Below are 23913 nucleotides of genomic sequence, written 5' to 3'. Positions count from 1 at the left end.
CTCCGTCTGAGCTACTGTCCGAAACCTGCCCGGCGCAGTGCGTCCGCCATCGAACCGCTCGGTGCGGGCGCGTTGCGGCGCTGGTTACCGCCGCCGCGGGTCTGACCTTGACTCTGATTGCGCTGTCCTTGGTTGCGGCCCTGCTGGTTCTTACCCTGACCATTCTGCCGGTCCGGCGCACCACCCTTGCGGTCACCGTGACCACGCTGGCGATTGTCGCCCCGCTCGCCCTTCGCCGCGGACCCCGGCTCGTCGTCCAGGCGCAGCGACAGACCGATGCGCTGGCGCGCGACGTCGACCTCGAGCACCTTCACCTTCACCACGTCGCCGGTGTTCACCACCTCGCGCGGATCCTTGACGAAGTTGTGCGACATCGCCGAGACGTGCACGAGCCCGTCCTGGTGCACGCCGACGTCGACGAACGCGCCGAACGCCGCGACGTTCGTGACGACGCCCTCGAGCACCATGCCCGGCTCCAGGTCGGCGACCTTCTCCACGCCTGCGGCGAATTCCGCGGTCTTGAACTCCGGTCGCGGGTCGCGGCCCGGCTTCTCCAGCTCGGTGATGATGTCGGTGACGGTCGGCAGGCCGAAACGTTCGTCGGTGAACTCGTCGGCCCGCAGCGCGCGCAGCACCGTCGTGTTGCCGATGACCTCGGTGATGTCGCGGCCGGTCGATTCCATGATCCGGCGGACCACCGGGTACGCCTCGGGGTGCACCGCGGAGGTGTCCAGCGGGTCGTCGCCGCCGCGGATGCGCAGGAAGCCCGCGCACTGCTCGAACGCCTTCGGGCCAAGCCGGGGCACCTCGAGCAACGCGGTCCGGCTGCGGAACGGGCCGTTCTGATCCCGATGCGCCACAATGCTTTCCGCGACCGAGCCGGCGATGCCGGACACCCGCGAGAGCAGCGGCACCGAGGCCGTGTTCACGTCGACGCCGACCGCGTTCACCGCGTCCTCGACCACCGCGCCCAGCGAACGGGCGAGCAGCGTCTCGGACACGTCGTGCTGATACTGGCCGACGCCGATCGACTTCGGATCGATCTTCACCAACTCGGCGAGCGGATCCTGGAGCCGGCGCGCGATGGAGACCGCGCCGCGCAGCGACACGTCCATGTCCGGCAGTTCCTGGGTGGCGTAGGCCGACGCGGAGTACACCGAGGCGCCCGCCTCGGACACCACGATCTTGGTCGGCTTGTTCTCCGGAATGCGCGAGATCAGCTCGGCGGCAAGGGCATCGGTCTCGCGCGAGGCGGTGCCGTTGCCGATAGCGATGAGCTCCACGCCGAACCGGGCGACCAGCGCGCCGAGCACGGCCAGGGACTTCTCGGTCTGGCCCTGCGGCTTGTGCGGGTAGATCACCTCGGTGGCGACCGCCTTGCCGGTGGCGTCCACGACGGCCACCTTCACGCCGGTCCGGTAGCCGGGGTCGAGGCCCATGGTGGTGCGGGTGCCCGCAGGCGCGGCGAGCAGCAGGTCGCGCAGGTTCGCCGCGAACACGTCGACCGCGTCCTTCTCCGCCGCCTGCCGCAGCCGCATCCGGGTGTCGATGCCAAGGCTCACTTGCAGTTTGGTCCGCCAGGCCCAGCGCACGGTGTCCAGCAGCCAGGTGTCGGCGGCGCGGCCCCGGTCGGCGATATTGAACTTGATCGCGATCCGGCCCTCGTAGATGGACCGCTCGCCCGGCTCGAGTTCCTCGGTGTCCGGCTCCAGGTGCAGCGAGAGCACGTCTTCCTTCTCCCCGCGCAGCAGCGCCAGGATCCGGTGCGAGGGCAGCTTGGTGAACGGCTCGTCGAACTCGAAGTAGTCGGCGAACTTGGCGCCCGCCTCCTCCTTGCCCGGACGCACGGTCGACCTGACCTGCCCCCGATTCCACATCAGCTCACGCAGCTCACCGACCAGGTCGGCGTCCTCGGCGAACCGCTCGACCAGGATCGACCGCGCGCCGTCGAGCTGCTCGGCGCTGTACTGCGCGGGATCGGTGGTCGGGTCGTTGATCAGGGCGTCGGCGACCGGCTCGTGCCCCGCCTCGCGCGCGATCTGCGCCTTGGTCCGCCGCTTCGGCTTGTACGGCAGGTAGATGTCCTCGAGCCGGGCCTTGGTCTCGGCGAGCATGATCTGCTGGTGCAGCGCGTCGTCGAGTTTGCCCTGGCCACGGATGGATTCGAGGATCGCGCCCCGGCGCTCGTCGAGTTCGCGGAGGTAGTGCAGGCGCTCGTCCAGCAGGCGCAGCTGCGCGTCGTCGAGACCGCCGGTGACCTCCTTGCGGTATCGCGCGATGAACGGCACGGTCGAGCCGCCGTCGATCAGCTCGACGGCCGCACGCACCTGGCTCTCCCGCACCGCGAGCTCGTCGGCGATGCGACGGTTCACGCTGGCTTGACTCGCGACGCCTGAGGACGTCACGGGTGGGAGCACGGCGGGGTCGGACTCTGCACTTACGGTCTCGGGCGCTGTCGTCACGTCCGAAGACACTACCGGGACCGCCCGACACGGGGCCCGCACCCGGCGGAACCGGGTCGCCCGTGCCGCATCCGCCGCGGCTCCGGCCGGCCGGGCCGCTGGACGCGCCGAACCCGGCCGAGCACGCTCGACCGGGTTCGGTGGTTCTTACGCATGTGCCGAATCGCCTGCTACAGGACCAGTTCCGGGCTGAAGATAGGACTGAACGGACTCTGCCCCTGCTTGGTTACCGTCGTGACGCTGACGTAGCGATGCCCCGGCGTCGCCTTCGAGCTGTCCACCGTCAACGGCGGTGAGGGATACCTGCCGTTGAAGCACGGGAAGTCGCCGCTGTTCGCGACCTCTTCGTCCTGCCCGGTCTTGTAGGCATCTTTATCTATGACCCGTACCGACATCACGCAATTCTTGTTGTCGATTGTGCCATTCTTGATATTGAGACCGCCGAATGCCCGCGGCACCCCGTTTTCCGCGTAGATGCACGATTCCACTTCCGCGGAACCGTCGCTGGTCAGAAAAAGTCCCGAGCAGCTGTACGGGCTGCCCGGCTGCGCGACCGCAGCCGGTGCCAGGACGAGAAGTGGTGCGGCACTGGCGATAACACAGGATACGACACGTGAAATCGAACCGATTGACATGTAAGCCCTTTCGCGACCAGATAAATCAGATCCCCGACGAACGAACTTGTCTCACCCTATGTGTTACGCCGGTGAGTCACATGACCGCAGTAATCGGGGCACCCGATATCAGGTCTCGTCGACCAGGCCGAGGAGCGCACGGGACAACTCACGCATTTCGGCCTTGCGAATCTTCCCGGTGACGGTCATCGGAAAATCGTCCACCACGTGCACGTACCGCGGGATCTTGAAGTGCGCGAGCTTCCCCTCACAGAACTCGCGAACAGCGGTGGCGTCCAACGCGGTCGCGCCGTCACGCATCCTTACCCAAGCCATCAACTCCTCGCCGTATTTCGGATCCGGCACGCCGATCACCTGGGCGTCCAGGATGTCCGGATGGGTGTAGAGGAACTCCTCGATCTCGCGCGGGTAGACGTTCTCGCCGCCGCGGATCACCATGTCCTTGATCCGGCCGGTGATCGCCAGGTAGCCGTCGTTGTCCATCACGCCGATGTCGCCGGTGTGCATCCAGCGGGCGGTGTCGATGGCCTCGGTGGTCTTGGCCTGGTCGTTCCAGTAGCCGAGCATCACCGAGTAACCGCGGGTGCACAGCTCACCCGGCTCGCCGCGCGGCACCGTGAGACCCGTTGCGGGGTCGACGATCTTGACCTCGAGGTGCGGGCCGACCCGGCCGACGGTCGCGGTGCGCCGGTCGATGCCGTCGTCGCGACGGGTCTGGGTGGAGACCGGCGAGGTCTCGGTCATGCCGTAGCAGATGCACACCTCGTGCATGCCCATCCGGTCGATCACCCGCTTCATCACCTCCACCGGGCAGGGCGAGCCGGCCATGATCCCGGTGCGCAGGCTGGACAGATCCGTGCTGGCGGAGTCCAGTTCGGTGAGCAACGCGATGAACATGGTGGGCACGCCGTAGAGCGAAGTACACCGCTCGGACTCGACGGCGGCCAGCGTCGCGACCGGATCGAACGCAGGAGCCGGAATCACCACCGCCGCACCGTGACTCGTGCTCGCCAGGTTGCCCATCACCATGCCGAAACAGTGATAGAACGGCACCGGCACGCAGATCCGGTCCTGCTCGGAGTAGCCGCACAGCTCGCCGACGAAGAAGCCGTTGTTCAGGATGTTGTGGTGGCTCAGCGTGGCACCCTTCGGGAAACCCGTTGTGCCGGACGTGTATTGGATGTTGATCGGATCGTCGATGGAGAGCTCGGCCGCCAGCGCGGCCAACCGGTCCGCGTCGATCGCCGTGCCCGCCAGCCCATCCCAGTCCGGCGTGCCGAGCACGAGCACCTGGTCCAGGGTCGGGCAGTTCGGCCGGACCTCCTCGATCATCGCGACATAGTTCGAGGTCTTGAACTCCGGCGCCGCGACGAGCAGCCGCACGCCCGACTGGCGCAGCACGTACTCCAGCTCGCCGGTCCGGTAGGCCGGGTTGATGTTGACCAGGATCGCGCCGATCTTCGCCGTCGCGTACTGCACGAAGAACCACTCGGCGCAGTTCGGCGCCCAGATGCCGACCCGGTCGCCCTTGCCGATGCCGCGCGCGGCCAGACCGGTGGCCAGCGCGTCGATCGCGGCGCCGAGTTCGCGGTAGGTCCAGCGCCGATCGGAAGCCTTGTCCACCAACGCTTCCCGATCCGGGAAGGCGGCCACGGCGCGATCGAGATTGCCGCCGATGGTGTCACCGAGCAGCGGGGTGTCCGAGACGCCGGACGCGTAGCTCGGGTCCGACATCACCGATTTCCCTTCTGCCGCAGCATGAACCGCTGCACCTTGCCGCTCGGCGTCTTCGGCAGCTCGGTCACGAAGTGCACCGTGCGCGGGTAGGCGTGCGCGGCGAACTTCTTCTTCACCAGCTCCTGCAACTCGGCCTCCAGCGCGGTGCCGATCCGGGAACCGTCGCGCAACACCACGAACGCCTCCAGCACCTCCCCGCGCAGCTCGTCCGGCATGCCGACCACGGCCGCCTCGGCGACCAGGTCGTGCAGCACCAGCACGCTCTCCACCTCGAACGGGCCGATCCGGTAGCCGGACATGATGATCACGTCGTCATCGCGGGCGGAGAAGCGGAAACAGCCGTTCTCGTCCTGCGAGCCCGCGTCGCCGGTGAGGTACCAGCGGCCGTCGGGGGTGTAGCGCTGGGCGGTGCGCTCGGGAGCGTCGAGGTAACCGAGGAACCACAGCAGCGGACTGTTCTCGGTGTCGATGGCGACCCGTCCGAGTTCGCCGATCGGCGCGATGGTGTCCGCGTTGTCGGACAGCACCGCGCAGCTCCAGCCGGGCAGCGCCCGGCCCATCGAGCCGGCCGGGACCTCGGCGTCGAGCGCCTCGTGCCAGGAATTGCAGATCAGCATGCCGTGCTCGGTCTGCCCGTAGTGATCGCGCACCGCGACGCCGAAGTGCTCCTGCGACCAGGCGACGACCTCGGGCGTCAGCGGTTCACCGGCGGAGGAGGCGCGCCGCAGCGGGTGGTGCAGCGCGGGCGCGTTCGGGTCCGAACGGAGCGCGCGGTAGACCGTCGGGGCGGCGGTGAAGTTGCTGACGCCGAACCGTTTCAGCACCTGCCAGGTGAGCGTCGGCGAGAACGGCGCGTGCAGCAGGATGCTGCGCATGCCGCTGGCCAGCGGGGCGATGATCGCCCAGTACAGGCCGTAGGCCCAGCCGGGATCGGCCGCGTTCCAGAAGACGTCGTCGGCGCGCACGTCCAGCGCGAACTCCTGATACGCCTGGAACGCCGCGACCGCGCGCAACGGAATCGGCACGCCCTTCGGGGTTCCGGTGGTGCCGCTGGTGAACAGCTCGACCAACAGCCCGTCGCCGCCGACCGCCACCGCGGGCGGGGTCGGCGCGTGGTCGGCGTGCACGTCCACCATGCCCAGCGTGCCCTCGGGTGAATCGCCGCTGACGATGACCTGCCACGGCGCGTCGGCGGGCATGTCGGGGCCCGCGGCCAGCTTCGACGCCTGATCGGCGTCGGCGATCACGATCGACGTGCCGCTCGCTTCCAGGCGGAACGCGATGGCCGGCGGCGCGAACGCGGTGAACAGCGGAACGTGCACCGCGCCGAGTCGCCAGATCCCGAGCAGCGCCACCACCAGGTCGGCGGACTTCGCCATCAGGGTCGCGACCCGGTCGCCCCGCTCGATTCCCAGCTCGGCCAGCCCGATGGCGAATCGCGTCGACCGTTCCCGCAGCTCGCCGTAGGTGAGGTCGATCGAGGACAGGTCCCGCTCGACGATCGTGAACGCGACGGCGCCCGCCGGGTGCCGATCGCACAGTAGCTCCGCCGCGGACGCCTCGGGCCGGTCGTACATGTCCAGCAGTTCGCGCACCCTGGGTTTCAGGTCGGTACCCATCTCGCCACTCCTCATCGTGATCCCGCTCACCCAATAGGATGTGGGTCACACCGAGTTCGCTACTACCCCCGAAAAGGGGTGAGTCCCATGACCCACACCGCACTGCTGCGTCCGCGCGATGCCGACGCGTTACGCGCCGAAATCCGCTGGGTGGCGAGCGCGGCCGGGGTGCCGGTGACCTTCGGCGGCGAAGTGCACAACGATGCGCTGCTGCTCTCGGAATTCGTCGGCACGCTGACCAACGGGCTCCGCGGCCTGTCCGTGCTGCGCACCTCCGGCCTGGGCGGGCGCGTGATCGATTCCGGGCGGCCCGCCTCGGTCACCGATTACGTCAATACCTCTTCCATCACCCACCACTACGACGGACCGGTCTCCGGTGAGGGGCTTCGGTCGATCGTCGCGGTGCCGGTGGTCGTGGACAAGCGCTCCAGGGCGGTCCTCTACGCCGCCACCCGCAGCGCGAGCCCGGTCGGTGACCGCACCGCCGATCTGGTCGTGCAGGCCGCCCGCCGGCTGGCCGGGGAGATCAGCATTCGCGACGAGGTGGATCGCCGCCTGCGGCTGCTCGAGGCGACCGCCCCGACGCCGGAGGCGGCGCCCGCGGTAGCCGAGGAGTTGCGCGACATTCACGCGGAACTGCGTGGCATGGCGCGTTCCGCGGGCGACGATCTGCTGCGCGCGCGCCTGCACACGGTCTGCGAACGGCTCACCCGGGTCATGGCCGGCGATCCGCTGCCCGACGCGCCGCGGCTGTCCCGACGCGAGCTCGACGTACTCTCCCAGATCGCGCTCGGGTGTTCCAATCAGGAAGCCGCCCAACGTCTTTCGCTGGGTCCGGAAACCGTCAAGAGTTACCTGCGCAACGCCATGACCAAACTGGACGCGCACTCGCGCCACGAGGCGGTCGTCGTCGCCCGCAGGCACGGGCTGCTGCCATAACTGAAGCCGCTCGAGGCGTGCGTGTGGTCAGCGGTCCGACTCGGGGAGGAGGTCGGGGCGGCGGTCGCGGGTGCGCTGGAGGGATTGCTCGCGACGCCAGGCGGCGACCTTCGCGTGGTCGCCGGACAGCAGCACCGGGGGAACCTCGAGGTCGCGCCAGGTGACCGGGCGGGTGTAGCTGGGGCCCTCGAGCAGGCCGTCGGAGAACGAATCCTCTTGATGCGATTGCTGATTGCCCAGGACTCCGGGCAGCAGGCGAACGACCGCCTCGGTCATGACGAGGACGGCGGCCTCGCCGCCGATCAGGACGTAGTCGCCGATGCTGACCTCTTCGACGCGAACCCGCCGGGCCGCGTCGTCGAAGACGCGCTGGTCGATGCCCTCATAGCGCCCGCAGGCGAACACGAGGTGGTCTTCGGTGGCCCAGCGCTGAGCGGTTTCCTGGGTGAACGGGACACCTGCGGGGGTGGGGACGACCAGCAGCGCGTCGTCGGGGCAGACCGCGTCGAGCGCATCGCCCCAGATGGTCGGCTTCATGACCATGCCGGGCCCACCGCCGTACGGCGAGTCGTCGACGGACTTGTGCACGTCGTGCGTCCAATCCCGCAGGTCGTGCACGTCGACGGAGATCAGGCCCTTGTCGATGGCCTTGCCGAGCAACGCGGTGCGCAGCGGCTCGAGATATTCCGGAAAGATCGTGACCACGTCGAGTTTCACGGCGACCTCATTCCGGATCGAGGAGTCCTTCGGGCGGATCGATGACGATCAGCCGGTCCGCGAGCGAGACGGTGGGCACGATGGCGGTGACGAACGGGATCAGGATTTCCCGGCCGTCGTCGGCGGCTTTCACCGAAAGCAGTTCTCCCGCAGCGGAATGCAGCACCTCGCGCACGGTGCCGACCACGGTTTCGTCGAGCAGCCGGACGGTCAGGCCCTCGAGTTCGTGGTCGTAGAACTCGTCCGGGTCGTCGCCCGGCGGCAGGTCGTCGCTGTCCACCACGAACAGCGTGCCGCGCAAGGCGTCGGCGGCGTCCCGGTCGGCGACGCCGGCGAGAAACACCAGAAGCCGGCCCGAGTGCTCTCGGGCCGACTCCACGGTGAAGTCGCGGACCTCCTTGGATCGCGCCAGTCGTCCGCGCAGCGTGCTGCCCGGCGCGAACCGGGCCTCCGGCTCATCGGTGCGTATCTCGACGACCAGTTCACCGCGCACGCCGTGCGACTTGGCGACCCGCCCTACGACAAGTTCCATCTACTGGTCGGTGTCGACCACGTCGACCCGGATGCCCCGGCCGCCGATGCCGGCGACGAGGGTGCGCAGTGCGGTCGCGGTACGACCGCCGCGACCGATTACCTTGCCCAGGTCGTCGGGGTGCACGTGCACCTCGACGGTGCGCCCGCGCCGGCCGGTGATCAGCTCGACGCGGACGTCATCGGGATTCGCGACGATGCCGCGAACAAGATGTTCGACGGCATCGGCGACGACGGCACTCATTACTCGGAGGCCTCAGCAGCGGCGGGCGCCTCGGCGGCCTCTTCCTTCTTGGCGGCCTTCTTCTTCGGGGTGACGGCTTCGCCGGTGGGGGCGTTGTCCGCGGCGGCCAGCGCGGCGTTGAACAGGTCCAGCTTGGACGGCTTCTCGGCCTTGACCTTCAGCGTGCCCTCGGCGCCCGGCAGGCCCTTGAACTTCTGCCAGTCACCGGTGATCTCCAGCAGACGCTGAACCGGCTCGGTCGGCTGCGCGCCGACACCCAGCCAGTACTGAGCGCGCTCGGAATCGATCTCGATGAGCGACGGCTCTTCCTTCGGGTGGTACAGGCCGATGGACTCGATGGCCCGGCCGTCCCGGCGGGTCCGCGCGTCGGCGACGACGATGCGGTACTGGGGGTTGCGGATCTTGCCCAAGCGGGTGAGCTTGATGCGAACAGCCATGCTTGTTCTGCCTCTTTCGTAGTCTGGTCACGGCGCAATTCAGCGACCCGCATGGTCTGCGAGCCCGGTTTAGCGCATGGAGTGTGTGACCGCCGCGCGGTACGTAACCGGAGACGGGCTGACACTTGTCCGGAAGGACGGTTGTTCATTCTGCCAGACGGGCCGCGTTCCGCTGAAATCGCATCCCCGGCCCCGTTGCGAACCGGCGTCGGGCGGCTATAAACGAGGCATGGGGATCTTCCGCCGGGGGCGGCGCAAGCAGAGTACGGCTCGAGCGACCGCGAACGAGGTCGGCTCGGAAATCGCGGGCGAGGTGGTCGCCACGGGTCTGTTCCGCGTGCTGCGCGGGATGGTCCACGCCATCCTGCACGCCTTCGCCTGAGCCACGGCCCGGCCGAGCAGAACTCCCAGTCGGCCGGTACTCCTAGTCGGCCGGGACCGCGGCGGTCAGTGCCCGGGTCTTCGTCCACGGCCCGCCCCACCACAGTTGCCAGCCGAATGAGCGCGCCGAGAGGGTCTGGGCGCCGTTGGCGGTGAGGGTGGTCTCGTATTCGCCGGTCCGGCCGATATCGACCAGCACGAGATGGCCACCGGGGCGCAGTACGCGCAGCGCCTCCCGCACCGCGGCGGCCCGGCCCGCGGGCGCCTTGATGTTGTGGATCGCGAGACTGGAGACGATCACGTCGAATTCGTCGTTGCGGAATGGCAGGGCGGTCATGTCGCCGGTGTGCAATTCGATTCGGTCGGCGACGTTTTCGGCGAGGGCGTTGCGCTCGGTGGTGGCCAGGCTGTTGCCCGACTGGTCCACCGAACGCCACAGGTCGATGCCCACCGCACGCCCTTCGGGCAGGCGCTTCGCCGCGGCGAGCAGCACCGCGCCGCGGCCGCAACCCAGATCGAGCAACCGCTCGTCGCCGCGCAAGCCGAGATCGTCGAGCAGGCCGTCCCACGCGCGGAACTTGCCGCGCCGGGTCGCGTGCAGAAACAGTCCGAACTGCGCGGCCATGATCAGGCCGACCAGCAGGGTCAGCCATGCCGGAATCATGTTGCCGACCAGCGCGTTCGCCACCGCGGCCAGCAGGAAGCCGAGCGCGAGGATGCCGAGCATGAGCATGACGGGTGGCGCGTCGAAGCCGTAGGACGCGCGCCGCGATGTGGTCGTCGTCACAAGGGCGATTGTATCGAGCGCTGAAGTTTTCGCGCCCCAACAGTTTTCAGGGCTTTGCTGATCATCGGACCAGCGGAGCGAGGGTGCGGCCGGCGAGATCGACCGCGCCCGGCTGATGTCCGTTGGTGACCATGTTGACGATGATGCCCTGCACACCGTGGTCGAGGACCCTGGCCTGCAACTGCTCGGCTACCTCATCGGGCGAGCCGACGAACTGACGATCGGCGATGCTCTGCGCGCGTTCCTCGTCGGACAGCGCGTCCACGTCGACACCGATGCCGCGCAGCAGATCTCGCTGTTGCTTGCGCGCCTGATCGCCGTCCTCGTCCACCATGAGGAAGCACAGGTAGCTGACCTCCAGCGTCGACGGATCGCGGCCGACCTCGGCGCAGCGCTGATGCAGGGCCGCCATCTTCTTCGGCAGTTCCGAGGCGTTGCAGATGATGTTGAGGTGGTCGGCGAAACGGGCGGCCAGCGCGAACGTCTTCTTCTCCCCCGCCCCGCCGAGCAGGATCGGCAGATCGTCGCGCAGCCGCGGCTCGTTGATCGCGTTGTCGGTGTGATACCACTTGCCGTCGAAGGTGACCGGCTCGCCGCGCAGCATCGGCCGGATGATCTGCAACGCCTCGTCGAGCCGCTCGAAACGATCGGTGAAGGTGCCGAATTCGAAGCCGTAGGACCGGTGCTCGAGCTCGAACCACCCCGCGCCGATCCCCAGCACCGCGCGGCCCCCGCTGACCAGATCGAGCGTGGTGACCGTCTTCGCGGTCAGCGCCGGATTGCGGTAGGTATTGCCGGTCACCAACGCGGACAACTGGATTCGTTCGGTCGACGCGGCGATCCCGGACAGCGCGGTGTACGCCTCCAGCATCGGATCGCCCGGCTCACCGAGCCCGGGCAGCTGATAGAAGTGGTCCATCACGAACACGGTGTCGAAGCCCGCCGCCTCGGCCTCCCTGGCCTGCGCGACCACCGTCGGGAACAGCTCGGAAACCGGCTGTCCATAACTGAAGTTAGGCATCTGATAACCGAGGCGAATGCTCATACCGCCCGACAATACGCGGGCCCGCGCGCTCCCCGCCCCGCGCGCACCCGTAGGCGGTATCCGCACCCGCACTCGGGATCCGCACTGGCTCCGGGACCCATTTCCCGGTGCGAATACCGAGTGTGGGTGCGGGTCTTCAGCGGTGGCCGGTGACGGGGGTGTGGTGGGCGTAGCGGCGGCCGCGCAGGATGACGGCATAGGGGGTGGTCAGGATTTCGGGGTTGGTGCGGGGGTCTTCTTGGTAGACAACGAAATCGGCGGGGGCGCCGGGTTCGATGCCGGGGCGGCCGAGCCAGGCTCTGGCGTTCCAGGAGGCGGCGCCGAGGGCGTCGTGCGGGGACAGGCCCGCGCCGGCCAGGGCGGCGATCTCGTCGGCGATGCGGCCGTGGCGGATGGAACCGCCCGCGTCGGTGCCCGCGAAGATCGGGACGCCCGCGTCGTGCGCGTTCGCGACCGTGGTGCGGACGCGGCGGTGCAGGTCGCGCATGTGCGCGGCATAGGTCGGGAATTTGCCCGCGCTGTCGGCGATTTCGGGGAATGTGTCGATATTGACCAGGGTCGGCACCAGGGCGGTGCCGTGTTCGACCATCATCTCGATGGTGTCGTCGGTGAGGCCGGTGCCGTGTTCGAGGCAGTCGATGCCCGCGTCGATCAGCCCGGGCAGGGCGTCCTCGCCGAAGACGTGCGCGGTGACCCTGGCGCCATTGGCGTGCGCCGCGTCGATGGCCTCCTTGAGGATGGCGTCGCTCCAGAGCGGGCGCAGGTCGCCGACGGAGCGGTCGATCCAGTCGCCGACGATCTTCACCCAGCCGTCGCCGAAGCGGGCCTGTTCGGCGACGATCTCCGGCAGGTCGCGTTCGTCGTCGAGTTCGATGCCGAGCTCGCGGATGTAGCGGCGGGGGCGGGCGATGTGGCGGCCCGCGCGGATGATGCGGGGCAGTTCCTCGTGCTCGTCGATGAACCGGGTGTCGATCGGCGAACCGGCGTCGCGCAGCAGCAGCGCACCCGCATCCCGCTCGGTCTCGGCCTGCGCGATGGCCCCGTCCCGATCCTCGTCTCCCCCGCCGTACCGGATCCCGACGTGGCAGTGCGCGTCGACCAGTCCCGGCACGATCCACCCTGTGCGACACAGTGTTTCGGCCCCCGGCACCGGCTCGAACGACACCAGCCCGTCCCGCACCCACAGATCGCGGACATCCTCCCCAGGGAGAACCACACCTCGCAGATGCACAGCAACCTCCTGGACGTCGTCGGCTGCCTCCAACCTAACGCCCATCCCCTCGACCGTCACGCTCCCGCCCGGCCACCCCACCACGCCGCGCACGGCTACCCACCGTGAGACAGCCGGCGGATTCGTATCCGGCGGTGATCAGGGCGCCGTCGTTGCGTCCCGCATCGAGGCAAGCCAACCACCGCGCCCAGTCCCCGGCAAGACAGTCCCTATCCGCGCGGAACGATCAGTCGGTCGCGAACGAAAAACCGCCCCGCACCGGCGATCTCGGTGCGGGCGGGTTGAAAGCCTTACTTCTTCGGGAACTTCAGTTTCGACAGGTCGAAACCTTCGAGCCCAGGGGGCAACTGGTCCAGACCAGCGGGCATGTTCGAGATGTCCGGCATTCCGGCGGGCAAACCGGGCATCCCCGCGGGCATGCCGGGCAGACCACCGCGCAGCTTCGGCGGCGTGGGTCCGCGCCCACCCTTCTTCCCCTTCTTGCCCTTCTTGTTGTTGCCTCGACGGGAGCCGGGCATGCCCATCTGCCTGCCCATCATCGCCATCATCTTCTTGGCTTCGAAGAACCGGTCGACGAGCTGGTTGACCTCGGAGACCTGGACCCCGGAGCCGTTCGCGATGCGCAGCCGGCGAGAGGCGTTGATGATCTTCGGATTGTCCCGCTCGGCGGGGGTCATGCCGCGGATGATGGCCTGCACCCGATCCAGCGACTTGTCGTCGACGGCGGCGAGCGCGTCCTTCATCTGACCGGCGCCGGGCAGCATGCCGAGCAGGTTGCCGATCGGGCCCATCTTGCGGATGGCGAGCATCTGATCGAGGAAGTCCTCGAGCGTCATCTCGCCGCTGCCGATCTTGCGCGCGGCTTCCTCGGCCTGTTCCTGGTCGTAGATCTGCTCGGCCTGCTCGATCAGGCTGAGCACGTCGCCCATGCCGAGGATGCGGCTGGCCATCCGGTCCGGGTGGAAGACGTCGAAGTCCTCGAGCTTCTCACCGGTGGAGGCGAACATGATCGGCGCGCCGGTCACCTCGCGCACCGACAGCGCGGCGCCACCGCGGGCGTCGCCGTCGAGCTTGGTGAGCACGACGCCGGTGAAGCCGACGCCGTCGCGGAAGGCCTGCGCGGTGGCGACCGCGTCCTGACCGATCATCGCGTCGAGCACGAACAGCGTCTCGTCCGGCTGCACCGCGTCGCGGATGCCCGCGGCCTGGCGCATCAGTTCCTCGTCGATGCCGAGGCGGCCGGCGGTGTCGACGATGACCACGTCGTACTGCTTGCTGCGGGCCTCTTCGATGCCACCGCGGGCGACCTCGACCGGGTCGGCGGCGGAGACGCCGAGCGCGTTCTCGCCGCCGCCGATGGAGGTGCCGCCGTGCGGCGCGAACACGGGCACGCCCGCGCGCTCGCCGACCACCTGAAGCTGCGTGACCGCGCCGGGGCGCTGCAGGTCACAGGCCACCAGCAGCGGCTGATGTCCCTGTCCCTTCAGCCATTTGGCGAGCTTGCCCGCGAGCGTCGTCTTACCGGCGCCCTGCAGGCCGGCGAGCATGATCACGGTCGGCGGGTTCTTGGCCAGGGTCAGCCTGCGGGTCTCGCCGCCGAGGATGCCGATGAGTTCCTCGTTGACGATCTTGACGACCTGCTGCGCCGGATTCAGCGCCGCGGAGACCTCGGCGCCCTTGGCCCGCTCCTTGATCCTGGCGATGAAACCGCGCACCACGGGCAGCGCGACGTCGGCCTCGAGCAGGGCTAGCCGGATCTCCCGGCAGGTGGCGTCGATGTCGGCCGGTGACAGACGCCCCTTACCACGCAGATCCTTGAGGGCACCGGTAAGCCGGTCGGACAGGGATTCGAACACCGATCGCGCTCCTGATCTCGGGGGACGTCAATTGCCTCCCAGGGTAATGGGATAGCCGACCTGTCCGCGCATGGGGATGAACGCGCAGGAAAGCGACCGGGCCATTTCGCTGCCCGGTCGCCGGATTTCCCACGCTGTACCGCAGATCTTATTCGAGCGAACGGCGCCGCGGTTTCGCCGTCTTGCGATAGTCGTGATTCTCCTTGGCCACCATGTAGACCGCCTCGCGTGCGGTCAATCCCAGCTCGAGCGCCAGGTCGTCGAGGATGGCCCATTCCGTGGTGGTGGGGATTCGCGAGTTGGCGACCGTGGAGGCGATGGTCATGGCGGTCACAGCCTGTTGTCCGGTCAATGTCCGACCGGGTAGCCAGGAGACGACCCAGCGATCCTCGCCGACGCACCGCGCCATGTGCGTGGTCTCGTCGCTCGTCATCATCGACGCCGAAACAACTTCAATTGCCACCGACGTGCTCCCCTCATGCTAGCGATAGCCAGACGCTCTGATACTAGAACGTGAGGGAGCCTCGAGATATGGGTTCCAGCAAATCATGTGCAACGGATTGGTTACTGGGTAGCGAAGGTCAGGAGCCGATGATCTCCGGGCCGGGCATGCCCGCCTCCGGCTTCTTCGGCGCCGGGCGCGGGACGACGGCCAGGATCGCCTTTTCGATGTCGGCCCTGCGGTCCGGGCCGTCCGCGGAACCGAGGTCGAGACAGAAGGTGTCGACGACGGCCGAGCCCATGGTCACCACCTTGGCCCACCGGACGTCGGCACCGCAGTTTTCCAGGGCGGCGGCGAGCCTGCTGAGCACCCCGATCCGATCCTCGGCGCGCAGCTCGAGCAGCACCTGTCCCGGCACCGACGTGCCGGACCAGAGCACCCGCGGCTGCGCCTGCGCGAACTGGCTTGGCCCGATGCCGCCCGCTTCCCGTTCGCGCTTGGCGAGCACGGCGGGAACGTCCAGGTCGCCGGCGATCGCGCGGATCAGTTCCTGGCGCAACAGCCCGGCATCCGGCGGGTCACCGAACTTCGGCGACACCACGAAAGTGTCGATGGCGGAATCGCCTTCGACGCCGAGCGAGGCGGAGAGCACCCGCAGCGAGTGCAGCGCGAGCACCCCGGCGGCGTCGGAGAGCAGGCCCGCGGCGTCGGGCGCGATCACGGTGACGGTGTAGGTGTATTTGCCCTCCCCCGGCTTCAATTCCACGTGCACGCCGCCCGCCTTGGCCTTGGCGACGAGTTCCGGCGCGATCGGTTCCGGCGTCGGCAGCTCGCCCCCGGCCATCACCAGGCGGCACCGCCGGACCAGATCGCCGATCAGCGAGGCCTTCCAGTCGCCCCACACGCCGGGGCCGGTGGCGAGCGAATCCGCCTCGGCCAAGGTGTGCAGCAGTTCCAACAGTTCCGGATCGCCGCCGAGGGTGTCGACGACGTGCTGGACCGTGGCGGGATCGGCCAGGTCGCGCCGGGTCGCGGTGTCCGGGAGCAGCAGATGATGCCGGACGACGGCGCTGAGGGTGCGAACGTCCGACGGCCAGAGGCCGAGCCGGCGGCCGATGTGGGTGGCCAGCTCGGCCCCGACCACGCTGTGGTCGCCGGCCCGGCCCTTACCGATGTCGTGCAGCAGCGCACCGAGCGCGAGCAGGTCCGGCCGGGCCACCCGGGTGCTCATCGCGCTCGCGTAGGACACGGTCTCCATAAGATGCCGGTCGACTGTCCAGGTGTGCAGTGCGTCGCGCGGCGGGAGGTCGCGCACGGCGCCCCATTCCGGAAGCAGCCTGCCCCACAGGCCCGTTCGGTCCAGCGCCTCGATCGCGTCGATGGCGCCGCGGCCCGCGCCGAGCAGCACCAGCAGGTCATTGAGCGCGTCCTTGGGCCAGGGTTCGCGCAGTTCGGGTGCGTCCTCGGAGAGCCGGTTCAGCGTGGTGGCCGACATCGGCAGCCCGGTCTGTGCCGACGCGGCCGCCACCCGGAGGATGAGGCCGGGGTCGCGCTGCGGCCGCGCGTCCCTGGCCAGCACCACCTCCCCCGCGTGCTCGACCACCCCCTCATCGAGTGGTCGGCGCACCGGCATGCGGCGCAGGCGGGCCAGTCCGCGCCGCGGCAAAGCGTTTGCCGCGGTACGCAATCCGACATCCACCGAGTAGCTGACCGTCCGCGCGGAATCGCTCAGCGTGCGGGCCAGATCGAAGCGATCGCCGACCCGCAGCGCCGCGCCGATCTCGTCGGCATCCTGGGCACGCAGCTGGTCCCGGGCCCGGCCCGCGACCCGGTGCAGTTCGGTGCGAACATCCAGCAAACGCCGATGTGCTTGCTTCAGGCCACCTCCGGGCACCTCGGGACCGAGTCCCGGCATGGCATCGGTCAATTGGGCGATGGCCAGCGCGTCGAGCAACTGGATGTCGCGCAGGCCGCCGCGCCCGTTCTTCAGATCGGGCTCGGCCCGGTGAGCGATCTCGCCGCTGCGCTGCCACCGCGCCTCGGCCTGGGCGATCAGCTCGTCGAACCGGGACCGGATCCCGGTCCGCCACTCCCGGCGCACCCCGCCGATCAGCAGGTTGCTCAGATCCTGATCGCCGACGATGTGCCTGGCCTCGAGCATGCCGAGCGCGGCGATCAGGTCGTCGGCGGCCACCCGCAGCGCCTGCGGGACGGTGCGCACGCTGTGATCGAGCTTGATGTGGGCGTCCCACAGCGGGTACCAGAGCTGGTCGGCGACCTCGGCGACCCTGGCCGGGTCGACGTCGTCGTGCAGCAGCACTAGGTCCAGATCGGAGTACGGGAGCATTTCCCCGCGCCCGAGTCCGCCGACCGCGACCACGGCGAGGCCGCTGTCCCTGGTGATGCCCAGTTCGGTGCCCTTGCTGGTGAGCCACAGCTCATAGAGATCGACCAGGGCCTGTCGCAGGGATTCGGCATCGAGCCGTGGGTTACGCGGCATGCCGCCGTCGAGCAATTGCGTTCGGGCGCGGACCAGATCGGCCGCCCCGTTGGATACCTTGCCGCCATTGCCATCGCCGTGCTCGCTGCTGCTGCCCACAACCCACCACCCATCCATACGCTGCGGCCCCGCCCCGACCGGTGCTCCGGTAGGAGGCGGGGCCGCCGCTCGATCGATATTCGTTACAGAGCGTCGGTACCGCGTTCGCCGGTCCGCACCCGGATGATCGTGTCGACCGGAGTCACCCAGACCTTGCCGTCACCGATCTTGCCGGTGCGGGAGGCCTCGACGATCACCTCGACGACCTTGTCCACGGACGCGTCGTCGACGACCACCTCGACCCGAACCTTGGGCACGAAATCCACGGAGTACTCCGCACCGCGGTAGACCTCGGTGTGGCCCTTCTGGCGGCCGTAACCCTGCACCTCGCTGACAGTCATGCCGAGCACGCCCGCCTGCTCGAGCCCGGTCTTGACATCCTCGAGTGTGAACGGTTTGACGATTGCGGTGATCAGTTTCATGTTCGTCATGCCTCCTTGACGGCCGAACGTGCCGTGCTGCCCAGCGCGGCGAAATCGTAGGCGGTTTCCGCGTGCTCGGACTCGTCCAAGCCCACTGCCTCGGCCTCGTCGCTGACTCGCAGCCCAATGGTGAACTTCACGATATAGGCAATGATCAGGCTGGCGATGAAGGAGAAGGCAAGTACCGCACCGGCACCCACCGCCTGCCGCCACAGCTGATCGATGCCGCCGCCGTAGAACAGGCCGGTCTTGCCCGCGCCCGCCTCCGGCGTGGCGACCAGGCCGACCATCAGGGTGCCGACGATGCCGCCGACCAGGTGCACGCCGACCACGTCGAGCGAGTCGTCGAAGCCGAACTTGAACTTCAGGCCCACCGCGAGGGCGCACAGCACGCCGGCCACCACGCCGATGGCCAGCGCGCCGAGCACGTTGACCGAGGAGCAGGACGGGGTGATCGCGACCAGACCGGCCACCACACCCGAGGCCGCGCCGAGCGAGGTCGGCTTGCCGTCGCGGAACTTCTCCACCAGCAGCCAGCCGAGCATGCCGGCACAGGTCGCGAAGGTGGTGGTGAGGAAGGTCGAACCGGCCAGGCCGCCCGAGGTCACCGCGGAACCGGCGTTGAAGCCGAACCAGCCGAACCACAGCAGACCGGCGCCGAGCATGACGAAGGGCAGGTTGTGCGGGCGGAACGCGGTGGTCGGCCAGCCCTTGCGCTTACCGAGCACCAGCACCAGCGCGAGACCGGCCGCGCCGGCGTTGATGTGCACCGCGGTGCCACCGGCGAAGTCGACCGCGAGCAGCTTGTTCGCGATCCAGCCGCCCTCGTGCACGACCGTGCCGTCCGCGTCCTTCACATCGAAGTCGAAGACCCAGTGCGCGACCGGGAAGTAGACCACCGTGGCCCAGATGCCCGCGAAGAGCAGCCAGGAGCCGAACTTGAGGCGGTCGGCGACCGCGCCCGAGATGAGGGCGACCGTGATGATGGCGAACATCAGCTGGAAGGCGACGAACACGCTCATCGGAATGGTGCCCGCGAGCGGAATGTTCACCGCCGCCGTGGTGACCGCGCCGCTGGCGTCCTTGACCTCGGCGACCGAGTTGCCACCGATCAGACCCTTCAGTCCGAAGAACTGCGCGGGGTCACCGATCACGCCGAACTTGTTGTCGCCGAATGCCGTCGAGTATCCGTACAGCGACCATAGGACGCCGATCAATCCCATGGCACTGACACTCATCATGATCATGTTCAGCACGTTCTTCGAACGGACCATGCCGCCGTAGAAGAATGCCAGACCGGGCGTCATCAACAACACAAGCGCTGAACTCGCCAGCATCCATGCGGTGTCACCAGTGTCCGGTGCACCGGTAAGGGGAAAAGCCACCTTGAAGTCCTCCTCATCTCGGGCCCTGCCGACTCCGGCAAATGGACCTGCACAGAAGGGTCCTCACTCGGTGTTTCATCCACAGAGCTGTCGTGTTTCACCTGCGTGAACGGATAGCCCAGTTGTGTTGCCGCCACGTTTCGCGGTTTACGCCGCGACTTTCCGAGCGGATCGGAGGCTAGCTTCGGACAAAAGGGATATGCGGTTACCGGCCGGTAGAGCTAGCAAACATTCCGTTTGCGGTCCCTTTCACCGCAAACACAACGGCGGCCGCATCGAATTCCGTGACACGCGCACTCGGCTCCGCAATTCATCCCATCGAATACCGATATCGAACCGGCCGAAGGCTAGCCGAGAAGGGCGTCCACGAAAGCGCCCGGCTCGAACGGCGCGAGGTCGTCGGCACCCTCGCCGAGGCCGACCAGCTTCACCGGGACACCCAGCTCGTGCTGCACCTGGAAGACGATGCCGCCCTTGGCGGTTCCGTCGAGCTTGGTGAGCACCACGCCGGTGATGTCGACCACCTCGGCGAACACGCGCGCCTGCGTCAGGCCGTTCTGGCCGACCGTGGCGTCGAGCACCAGCAGCACCTCGTCGACCGCGGCCTTCTTCTCCACCACGCGCTTGACCTTGCCCAGCTCGTCCATCAGGCCGGTCTTGGTGTGCAGGCGGCCCGCGGTGTCGATCATCACCACGTCCACGCCGCGCTCGATGCCCGCGCTCACCGCGTCGAAGGCGACGGCCGCGGGGTCGGCGGCCTCCTTGCCGCGGACGGTGTCGGCGCCGACCCGCTCGCCCCAGGTCTGCAACTGATCGGCGGCGGCGGCCCGGAAGGTGTCGGCCGCGCCGAGCAGCACCCGGCGGCCGTCGGCGACCAGCACGCGCGCGAGTTTGCCGGTGGTGGTGGTCTTTCCGGTGCCGTTGACGCCGACGACGAGCAGGATCGACGGATGATCGGCGTGCGGCAGGGCGCGGATCGAGCGGTCGAGTTCGGGGCGCAGCGCCTCGATCAGCACGTCGCGCAGGACGGCGCGGGCGTCGTCGGTGGTGCGGACGCTGCGCGAGGCCATCTCCTGGCGCAGTCGCGCCACCACCGCGGCGGTGCTCGCGGTGCCGAGGTCGGCGAGGACCAGGGTGTCCTCGACCTCCTCCCAGGACTCGTCGTCCAGATCGCCGCCGCCGAGCAGGCCGAGCAGGCTCTTGCCGACCGCGTTCTGCGAACGGGACAGCCGGCCGCGCAGACGGACGAGGCGGCCCGCCGTGGGATCGATGTCCTCGAGCGGGATCGGGGCTTCGGCGCCCGCGGCGGTGTCGGGGGCCCCGGCCGGGGTGAGATCAGTTCCGCTCAGGGGCGTAGACGTTCCGGCCGGGGCGGTGCTCGCCGCGGGCGGAGCCGGGTCCGTCTCGGCCGGATCGGCGGGCGCGGTGCCGGGTTCGGCCGGCACAGCGCTGGAATCGTCAGCGTCCGGTGCCGTATCCGGCGCTACCGGCTCCGCGGTATCCGGTGTCGACGTCGAGGCGGCGGCCACGTCCTCGGCGGTTACGGTCTCCGGCGTCTCGACCACATCGGCGTCGGGGAGCGCGACATTCGTGATCCCCCGCTTCGGCGCGTCCCGCGGGATGGCCGCGTCGTCGCCGACGTGCGGCTGCCCGTCAGTGTCGGTGCGCTCGATCGGCTGCGGTTCCTTGGTCGCGGTCCCGCCCTGACTGAAGCTGAATCCGCCCGACGCCGAGTACCCACCGGACTTGTCGGTCAGTTCTTTGTCGGCGGGTGGCGGCGTCAGCGACACCCGGGAGCGCTTGTACCGGACAAATCCGACAACAAGCACCACCAGCAGTAAGGCGGCGGCGACGGCGATCAGGATCCAGGCTGCGGAACTCACGCGCCCATCCTTGCAGAACCGAGCGGCCTGCTTTACCACGCCGCCCCGGGGCCGAGACACAACCCCCGAGATTTCTTGTCCTGCGGAACTTCTCGCGAGGTGGCAATAGTATCGGCGACGTGACCGATCGAAACGTGCTTGGGGGGCCGCTGGAAGAGTGCGGCACCGATCCTCTCACCGGCTTCTACCGGGACGGCTGCTGCAGCACCGGGCCGGAGGATCTCGGTAGCCACACCGTGTGCACCGTCGTCACGGCCGAATTCCTGGAACACCAGGCGTCCATCGGCAACGATCTGAGTACGCCGCGCCCGGAGAACAACTTTCCGGGCCTACAACCAGGAGACCGGTGGTGCGTGGTGGCCGTGCGTTGGCTGCATGCGCATGAGGACGGTGTCGCCGCACCCGTGGTGCTGGCCGCAACGCACGAAAACGCCCTGGAAGTGATCTCGATGGACATCCTGCGCAAATACGCCGTGGACGTGCCCAATGACGTGAGTGACCTGCTGTAGAACCGCCCATCGCCGGCGGCAGCCCGCGCCATCCGCCGCGGCTGCCGACCGGACCCGTCCCCGGCCTCGTCCGGTTTCGTTCCACGGCGCTTTTGCGCCATTCGATCTCGCCCTCGCCCACTGCGATTCAGATCACTCCCCGCCCGCTGGAAGCATCACCCGGGCGAAGGGCGAGGCAACGCTGCGGCGAAACCCACGGCATCGAACCGCATGCGACTCCGCCGCCGGGTCTCCGTCGATCACGATCGCCGGGCAGCTACTCGCTGCCGGTGCGCCTTCTGCCGGCAAGCCGACGAGCAGTAGCGCGCGCGGCGACCGGTTCCGGTGTGCTGAACCGACGCGTCGCACACGGGGCATCGATGTTCGCCGGTTTCGTTACGGTTCGATAATTCGTTACGCGCATCGGGGTCGACGGCGCGATTCGTAACGCCCGGTGTGGCGCGCATAGCGTCGAGGACGATCGCGGCCGTGCGATCGATGCGCCCCGTCGACCGCTGAAGCCGTTGGATCGCCACGCATCCGGTGAATATCGCCAGCACATCGGCCACTTCGATGTCCGCGCGCACCGTTCCCTGCCGCTGTGCGGCGAGCAGCAGTCCACCCAGGGCCTTGTGGAACCGCGCACCCGCGCTCATCAGCAGGGCGCGCGGCCAGCCGTCGTCGGACTGCATCAGCTCGCACAGCGCCTCGTTGCCCGGCGTCGACGCCACCACCTCGGTGCAGAAGTCGAAGAACGCGGCACCGGGATCCGGCGCGCCGAGATGGTCGGCGGCCAGCCTGGCCAGCCGATCGACGCGCTGCTGCAGCACCGCTTCCAGCAGATCGAATTTGGTGGGGAAGTGCCGATAGACGGTGCCGGCGCCGACCCCGGCCCGGCGCGCCACCTCGGCCAGCGACACCGACGGCCCGTGCTCGGCGAACGCCCGCTGGGCGGCGGCCAGCACCAGTGCGCGATTGCGCCGGGCATCGGCCCTGGCCGCGGTGTTCGGCGCGGCGCCGACTGCTGCGGTCATTTCGTTACGCCTCCCGGGTTCCCGACCTGGTGAACCGGGTCGACGCGCCCGTATGGTCCGAAATACGGGTCGCTCGACCCGATTCTATCGACAGAGAAGGCACGCATGTCCCCTCAGCACAACCTCGTTCTCGTCACCGGCGCGACCGGCCAGCAGGGCGGCGCGACCGCGCGCAGACTGCTGGCCGATGGCCGGGCGGTGCGGGCGCTGGTCCGTGATCCGCACGCACCCGCCGCCAGGGCCTTGGCCGCGGCAGGCGCGGAACTCGCGGTCGGCGACTTCGACGCCCCCGCCACCCTGCCCGCCGCACTAGCCGGTGCCACAGCGCTTTTCGCGGTGCCGCCGGCCGCACACGGCCCGCGGGGCTGGGACGTCGACCTCGAAGCGCGGCGCGGCATCGCGCTCGTCGACGCGGCCCGCGCGGCCGGCGTCGAGCAGATCGTGTTCACCGGCATCGCCTCGTTCCACGGCGACGACCACACCTGGGGCGCGGGCGGCAAGCATCGCATCGAAGCGGCGGTCGCGGCCAGCGGCGCCCGCTACACCCTGCTGCGCCCGGTGCGCTTCATGGAGAACTATCTGATGCGCGGCCTCCCGGTCGACGGCATCGTGGACGGGGTGCACCGGCACCTGTTCCCCGCCGATCGGCCGATGAAAGTCATTGCGCTGGCCGACATCGCCGACATCGCGGCCCTCGCCTTCGCCGACCCGGATCGCTGGCACGGCAAGACCCTCGAACTCGCGGGCGACGCGCCGACGCCACCGGCCGCCGCCGCGGCGATCAGCAGGGCCACCGGCCATCCAATCCGCTATCAGGAACTCGACGAGGCGGCCGCCGCCGCACTCGGCGACGCGATCGCCCAGGCCTGGCGGCTGATGCGGGCAACCGGAGGCTGGCGCGCCGACATCGCGGCCGTCCGCGACATCCACCCCGGCCTGCGCACCTTCGACACCTGGCTGGCCGAAACCGGTGCCGCGCAGATCAAGTCGCTGCTGGACCGTGCCCCGGTTCCGACCCCGCACCACTCTTGATCTCCCG

General features: G+C 68.9%; 22 protein-coding genes. 4 read left to right on the top strand and 18 right to left on the bottom strand.

What is annotated here, in order from left to right; all coding sequences use genetic code 11:
- Positions 1-11 precede the first annotated feature (11 nt).
- From ACFQ9K_RS05790 to ACFQ9K_RS05775, 4 genes are all read right to left on the bottom strand, one after another.
- A complete protein-coding gene (locus ACFQ9K_RS05790; RefSeq protein ID WP_378723254.1) occupies positions 12-2405 on the bottom strand; it encodes a Tex-like N-terminal domain-containing protein in 2394 nt (797 codons plus the stop codon).
- Positions 2406-2632: 227 nt separating this feature from the next.
- Entirely contained in the window at positions 2633-3097 is a 465-nt protein-coding gene (locus ACFQ9K_RS05785; RefSeq protein WP_378723253.1) for a hypothetical protein, read from the bottom strand.
- Between the two features lie 108 nt (positions 3098-3205).
- Positions 3206-4831 (bottom strand): AMP-binding protein, encoded by a 1626-nt coding sequence (locus tag ACFQ9K_RS05780; RefSeq protein WP_378723252.1) that lies wholly within the window; start codon positions 4829-4831, stop codon positions 3206-3208.
- Entirely contained in the window at positions 4831-6453 is a 1623-nt protein-coding gene (locus ACFQ9K_RS05775) for an AMP-binding protein (protein WP_378723250.1), read from the bottom strand. Before ACFQ9K_RS05775 ends, ACFQ9K_RS05780 begins: the two co-directional genes overlap by 1 nt.
- 87 nt (positions 6454-6540) lie before the next feature.
- Here ACFQ9K_RS05775 and ACFQ9K_RS05770 point away from each other — a divergent pair, with 87 nt between their 5' ends.
- Entirely contained in the window at positions 6541-7392 is an 852-nt protein-coding gene (locus tag ACFQ9K_RS05770; protein WP_378723249.1) for a LuxR C-terminal-related transcriptional regulator, read from the top strand.
- Positions 7393-7419: 27 nt separating this feature from the next.
- On the opposite strand, the gene trmD is transcribed toward ACFQ9K_RS05770, so the two are convergent.
- Genes trmD through rpsP form a run of 4 tightly spaced genes read right to left on the bottom strand, consistent with a single transcriptional unit; the run spans position 7420 to position 9321 of the window.
- Positions 7420-8109 (bottom strand): tRNA (guanosine(37)-N1)-methyltransferase TrmD, encoded by a 690-nt coding sequence (gene trmD, locus ACFQ9K_RS05765; RefSeq protein ID WP_378723248.1) that lies wholly within the window; start codon positions 8107-8109, stop codon positions 7420-7422.
- A gap of 7 nt (positions 8110-8116) precedes the next feature.
- The gene (gene rimM, locus ACFQ9K_RS05760) at positions 8117-8641 is read right to left on the bottom strand and encodes a ribosome maturation factor RimM (RefSeq protein WP_378723246.1); all 525 of its coding nucleotides are present in this window, start codon (positions 8639-8641) and stop codon (positions 8117-8119) included.
- Positions 8642-8884 (bottom strand): RNA-binding protein, encoded by a 243-nt coding sequence (locus ACFQ9K_RS05755; protein ID WP_011210690.1) that lies wholly within the window; start codon positions 8882-8884, stop codon positions 8642-8644.
- Positions 8884-9321, bottom strand: coding sequence for a 30S ribosomal protein S16 (gene rpsP / locus ACFQ9K_RS05750; RefSeq protein ID WP_378723245.1), 438 nt, complete (start codon positions 9319-9321; stop codon positions 8884-8886). Before rpsP ends, ACFQ9K_RS05755 begins: the two co-directional genes overlap by 1 nt.
- Before the next feature lie 229 nt (positions 9322-9550).
- On the opposite strand from rpsP, the gene ACFQ9K_RS05745 reads away from it, so the two are divergent.
- The gene (locus ACFQ9K_RS05745) at positions 9551-9703 is read left to right on the top strand and encodes a hypothetical protein (protein ID WP_378723243.1); all 153 of its coding nucleotides are present in this window, start codon (positions 9551-9553) and stop codon (positions 9701-9703) included.
- 42 nt (positions 9704-9745) lie between these two features.
- Here ACFQ9K_RS05745 and ACFQ9K_RS05740 read toward each other — a convergent pair whose 3' ends face one another.
- From ACFQ9K_RS05740 to ftsY, 9 genes are all read right to left on the bottom strand, one after another.
- A complete protein-coding gene (locus ACFQ9K_RS05740) occupies positions 9746-10489 on the bottom strand; it encodes a class I SAM-dependent methyltransferase (protein WP_378723241.1) in 744 nt (247 codons plus the stop codon).
- Between the two features lie 61 nt (positions 10490-10550).
- The gene (locus tag ACFQ9K_RS05735) at positions 10551-11534 is read right to left on the bottom strand and encodes an LLM class F420-dependent oxidoreductase (RefSeq protein ID WP_378723240.1); all 984 of its coding nucleotides are present in this window, start codon (positions 11532-11534) and stop codon (positions 10551-10553) included.
- Positions 11535-11670: 136 nt separating this feature from the next.
- Complete coding sequence (locus ACFQ9K_RS05730; RefSeq protein ID WP_378723239.1) at positions 11671-12810, bottom strand: amidohydrolase family protein; 1140 nt, start codon at positions 12808-12810, stop codon at positions 11671-11673.
- 245 nt (positions 12811-13055) lie between these two features.
- The gene (gene ffh / locus ACFQ9K_RS05725) at positions 13056-14621 is read right to left on the bottom strand and encodes a signal recognition particle protein (protein ID WP_378982847.1); all 1566 of its coding nucleotides are present in this window, start codon (positions 14619-14621) and stop codon (positions 13056-13058) included.
- Positions 14622-14769: 148 nt separating this feature from the next.
- Positions 14770-15084, bottom strand: a complete 315-nt coding sequence (locus ACFQ9K_RS05720) for a hypothetical protein (protein WP_378719603.1) — start codon at positions 15082-15084, stop codon at positions 14770-14772.
- A gap of 118 nt (positions 15085-15202) precedes the next feature.
- Positions 15203-17680 (bottom strand): [protein-PII] uridylyltransferase, encoded by a 2478-nt coding sequence (locus ACFQ9K_RS05715; RefSeq protein WP_378719605.1) that lies wholly within the window; start codon positions 17678-17680, stop codon positions 15203-15205.
- Positions 17681-17745: 65 nt separating this feature from the next.
- Positions 17746-18084, bottom strand: a complete 339-nt coding sequence (locus ACFQ9K_RS05710) for a P-II family nitrogen regulator (RefSeq protein WP_040737447.1) — start codon at positions 18082-18084, stop codon at positions 17746-17748.
- A 5-nt stretch (positions 18085-18089) separates the two neighbouring features.
- On the bottom strand, positions 18090-19469 hold the full coding sequence (locus ACFQ9K_RS05705; protein ID WP_378719607.1) for an ammonium transporter: 1380 nt from the start codon (positions 19467-19469) through the stop codon (positions 18090-18092).
- Between the two features lie 347 nt (positions 19470-19816).
- A complete protein-coding gene (ftsY, locus tag ACFQ9K_RS05700; protein ID WP_378719609.1) occupies positions 19817-21352 on the bottom strand; it encodes a signal recognition particle-docking protein FtsY in 1536 nt (511 codons plus the stop codon).
- A 119-nt stretch (positions 21353-21471) separates the two neighbouring features.
- On the opposite strand from ftsY, the gene ACFQ9K_RS05695 reads away from it, so the two are divergent.
- Positions 21472-21861, top strand: coding sequence for a DUF2237 family protein (locus tag ACFQ9K_RS05695; RefSeq protein WP_040737431.1), 390 nt, complete (start codon positions 21472-21474; stop codon positions 21859-21861).
- A 239-nt stretch (positions 21862-22100) separates the two neighbouring features.
- Here ACFQ9K_RS05695 and ACFQ9K_RS05690 read toward each other — a convergent pair whose 3' ends face one another.
- The gene (locus tag ACFQ9K_RS05690; RefSeq protein WP_378719611.1) at positions 22101-22874 is read right to left on the bottom strand and encodes a TetR/AcrR family transcriptional regulator; all 774 of its coding nucleotides are present in this window, start codon (positions 22872-22874) and stop codon (positions 22101-22103) included.
- Between the two features lie 105 nt (positions 22875-22979).
- On the opposite strand from ACFQ9K_RS05690, the gene ACFQ9K_RS05685 reads away from it, so the two are divergent.
- Complete coding sequence (locus tag ACFQ9K_RS05685; RefSeq protein ID WP_378719612.1) at positions 22980-23906, top strand: NmrA family NAD(P)-binding protein; 927 nt, start codon at positions 22980-22982, stop codon at positions 23904-23906.
- Positions 23907-23913: the final 7 nt, after the last annotated feature.

The sequence above is a fragment of the Nocardia sp. NPDC056564 genome (assembly GCF_042793755.1).
Classification (GTDB): Bacteria; Actinomycetota; Actinomycetes; order Mycobacteriales; family Mycobacteriaceae; genus Nocardia.
This window is presented reverse-complemented; position numbering and strand designations above follow the sequence as displayed.

Bases quoted from the DNA above. Each gene is read 5' to 3' on its own strand.
- ACFQ9K_RS05785 (WP_378723253.1), bottom strand. From the start codon at position 3,097: ATGTCAATCGGTTCGATTTCACGTGTCGTATCCTGTGTTATCGCCAGT.
- ACFQ9K_RS05780 (WP_378723252.1), bottom strand. From the start codon at position 4,831: ATGTCGGACCCGAGCTACGCGTCCGGCGTCTCGGACACCCCGCTGCTC.
- ACFQ9K_RS05775 (WP_378723250.1), bottom strand. From the start codon at position 6,453: ATGGGTACCGACCTGAAACCCAGGGTGCGCGAACTGCTGGACATGTAC.
- ACFQ9K_RS05770 (WP_378723249.1), top strand. From the start codon at position 6,541: ATGACCCACACCGCACTGCTGCGTCCGCGCGATGCCGACGCGTTACGC.
- rimM (WP_378723246.1), bottom strand. From the start codon at position 8,641: ATGGAACTTGTCGTAGGGCGGGTCGCCAAGTCGCACGGCGTGCGCGGT.
- ACFQ9K_RS05755 (WP_011210690.1), bottom strand. From the start codon at position 8,884: ATGAGTGCCGTCGTCGCCGATGCCGTCGAACATCTTGTTCGCGGCATC.
- rpsP (WP_378723245.1), bottom strand. From the start codon at position 9,321: ATGGCTGTTCGCATCAAGCTCACCCGCTTGGGCAAGATCCGCAACCCC.
- ACFQ9K_RS05745 (WP_378723243.1), top strand. From the start codon at position 9,551: ATGGGGATCTTCCGCCGGGGGCGGCGCAAGCAGAGTACGGCTCGAGCG.
- ACFQ9K_RS05735 (WP_378723240.1), bottom strand. From the start codon at position 11,534: ATGAGCATTCGCCTCGGTTATCAGATGCCTAACTTCAGTTATGGACAG.
- ACFQ9K_RS05730 (WP_378723239.1), bottom strand. From the start codon at position 12,810: ATGGGCGTTAGGTTGGAGGCAGCCGACGACGTCCAGGAGGTTGCTGTG.
- ACFQ9K_RS05715 (WP_378719605.1), bottom strand. From the start codon at position 17,680: ATGGATGGGTGGTGGGTTGTGGGCAGCAGCAGCGAGCACGGCGATGGC.
- ACFQ9K_RS05710 (WP_040737447.1), bottom strand. From the start codon at position 18,084: ATGAAACTGATCACCGCAATCGTCAAACCGTTCACACTCGAGGATGTC.
- ACFQ9K_RS05690 (WP_378719611.1), bottom strand. From the start codon at position 22,874: ATGACCGCAGCAGTCGGCGCCGCGCCGAACACCGCGGCCAGGGCCGAT.
- ACFQ9K_RS05685 (WP_378719612.1), top strand. From the start codon at position 22,980: ATGTCCCCTCAGCACAACCTCGTTCTCGTCACCGGCGCGACCGGCCAG.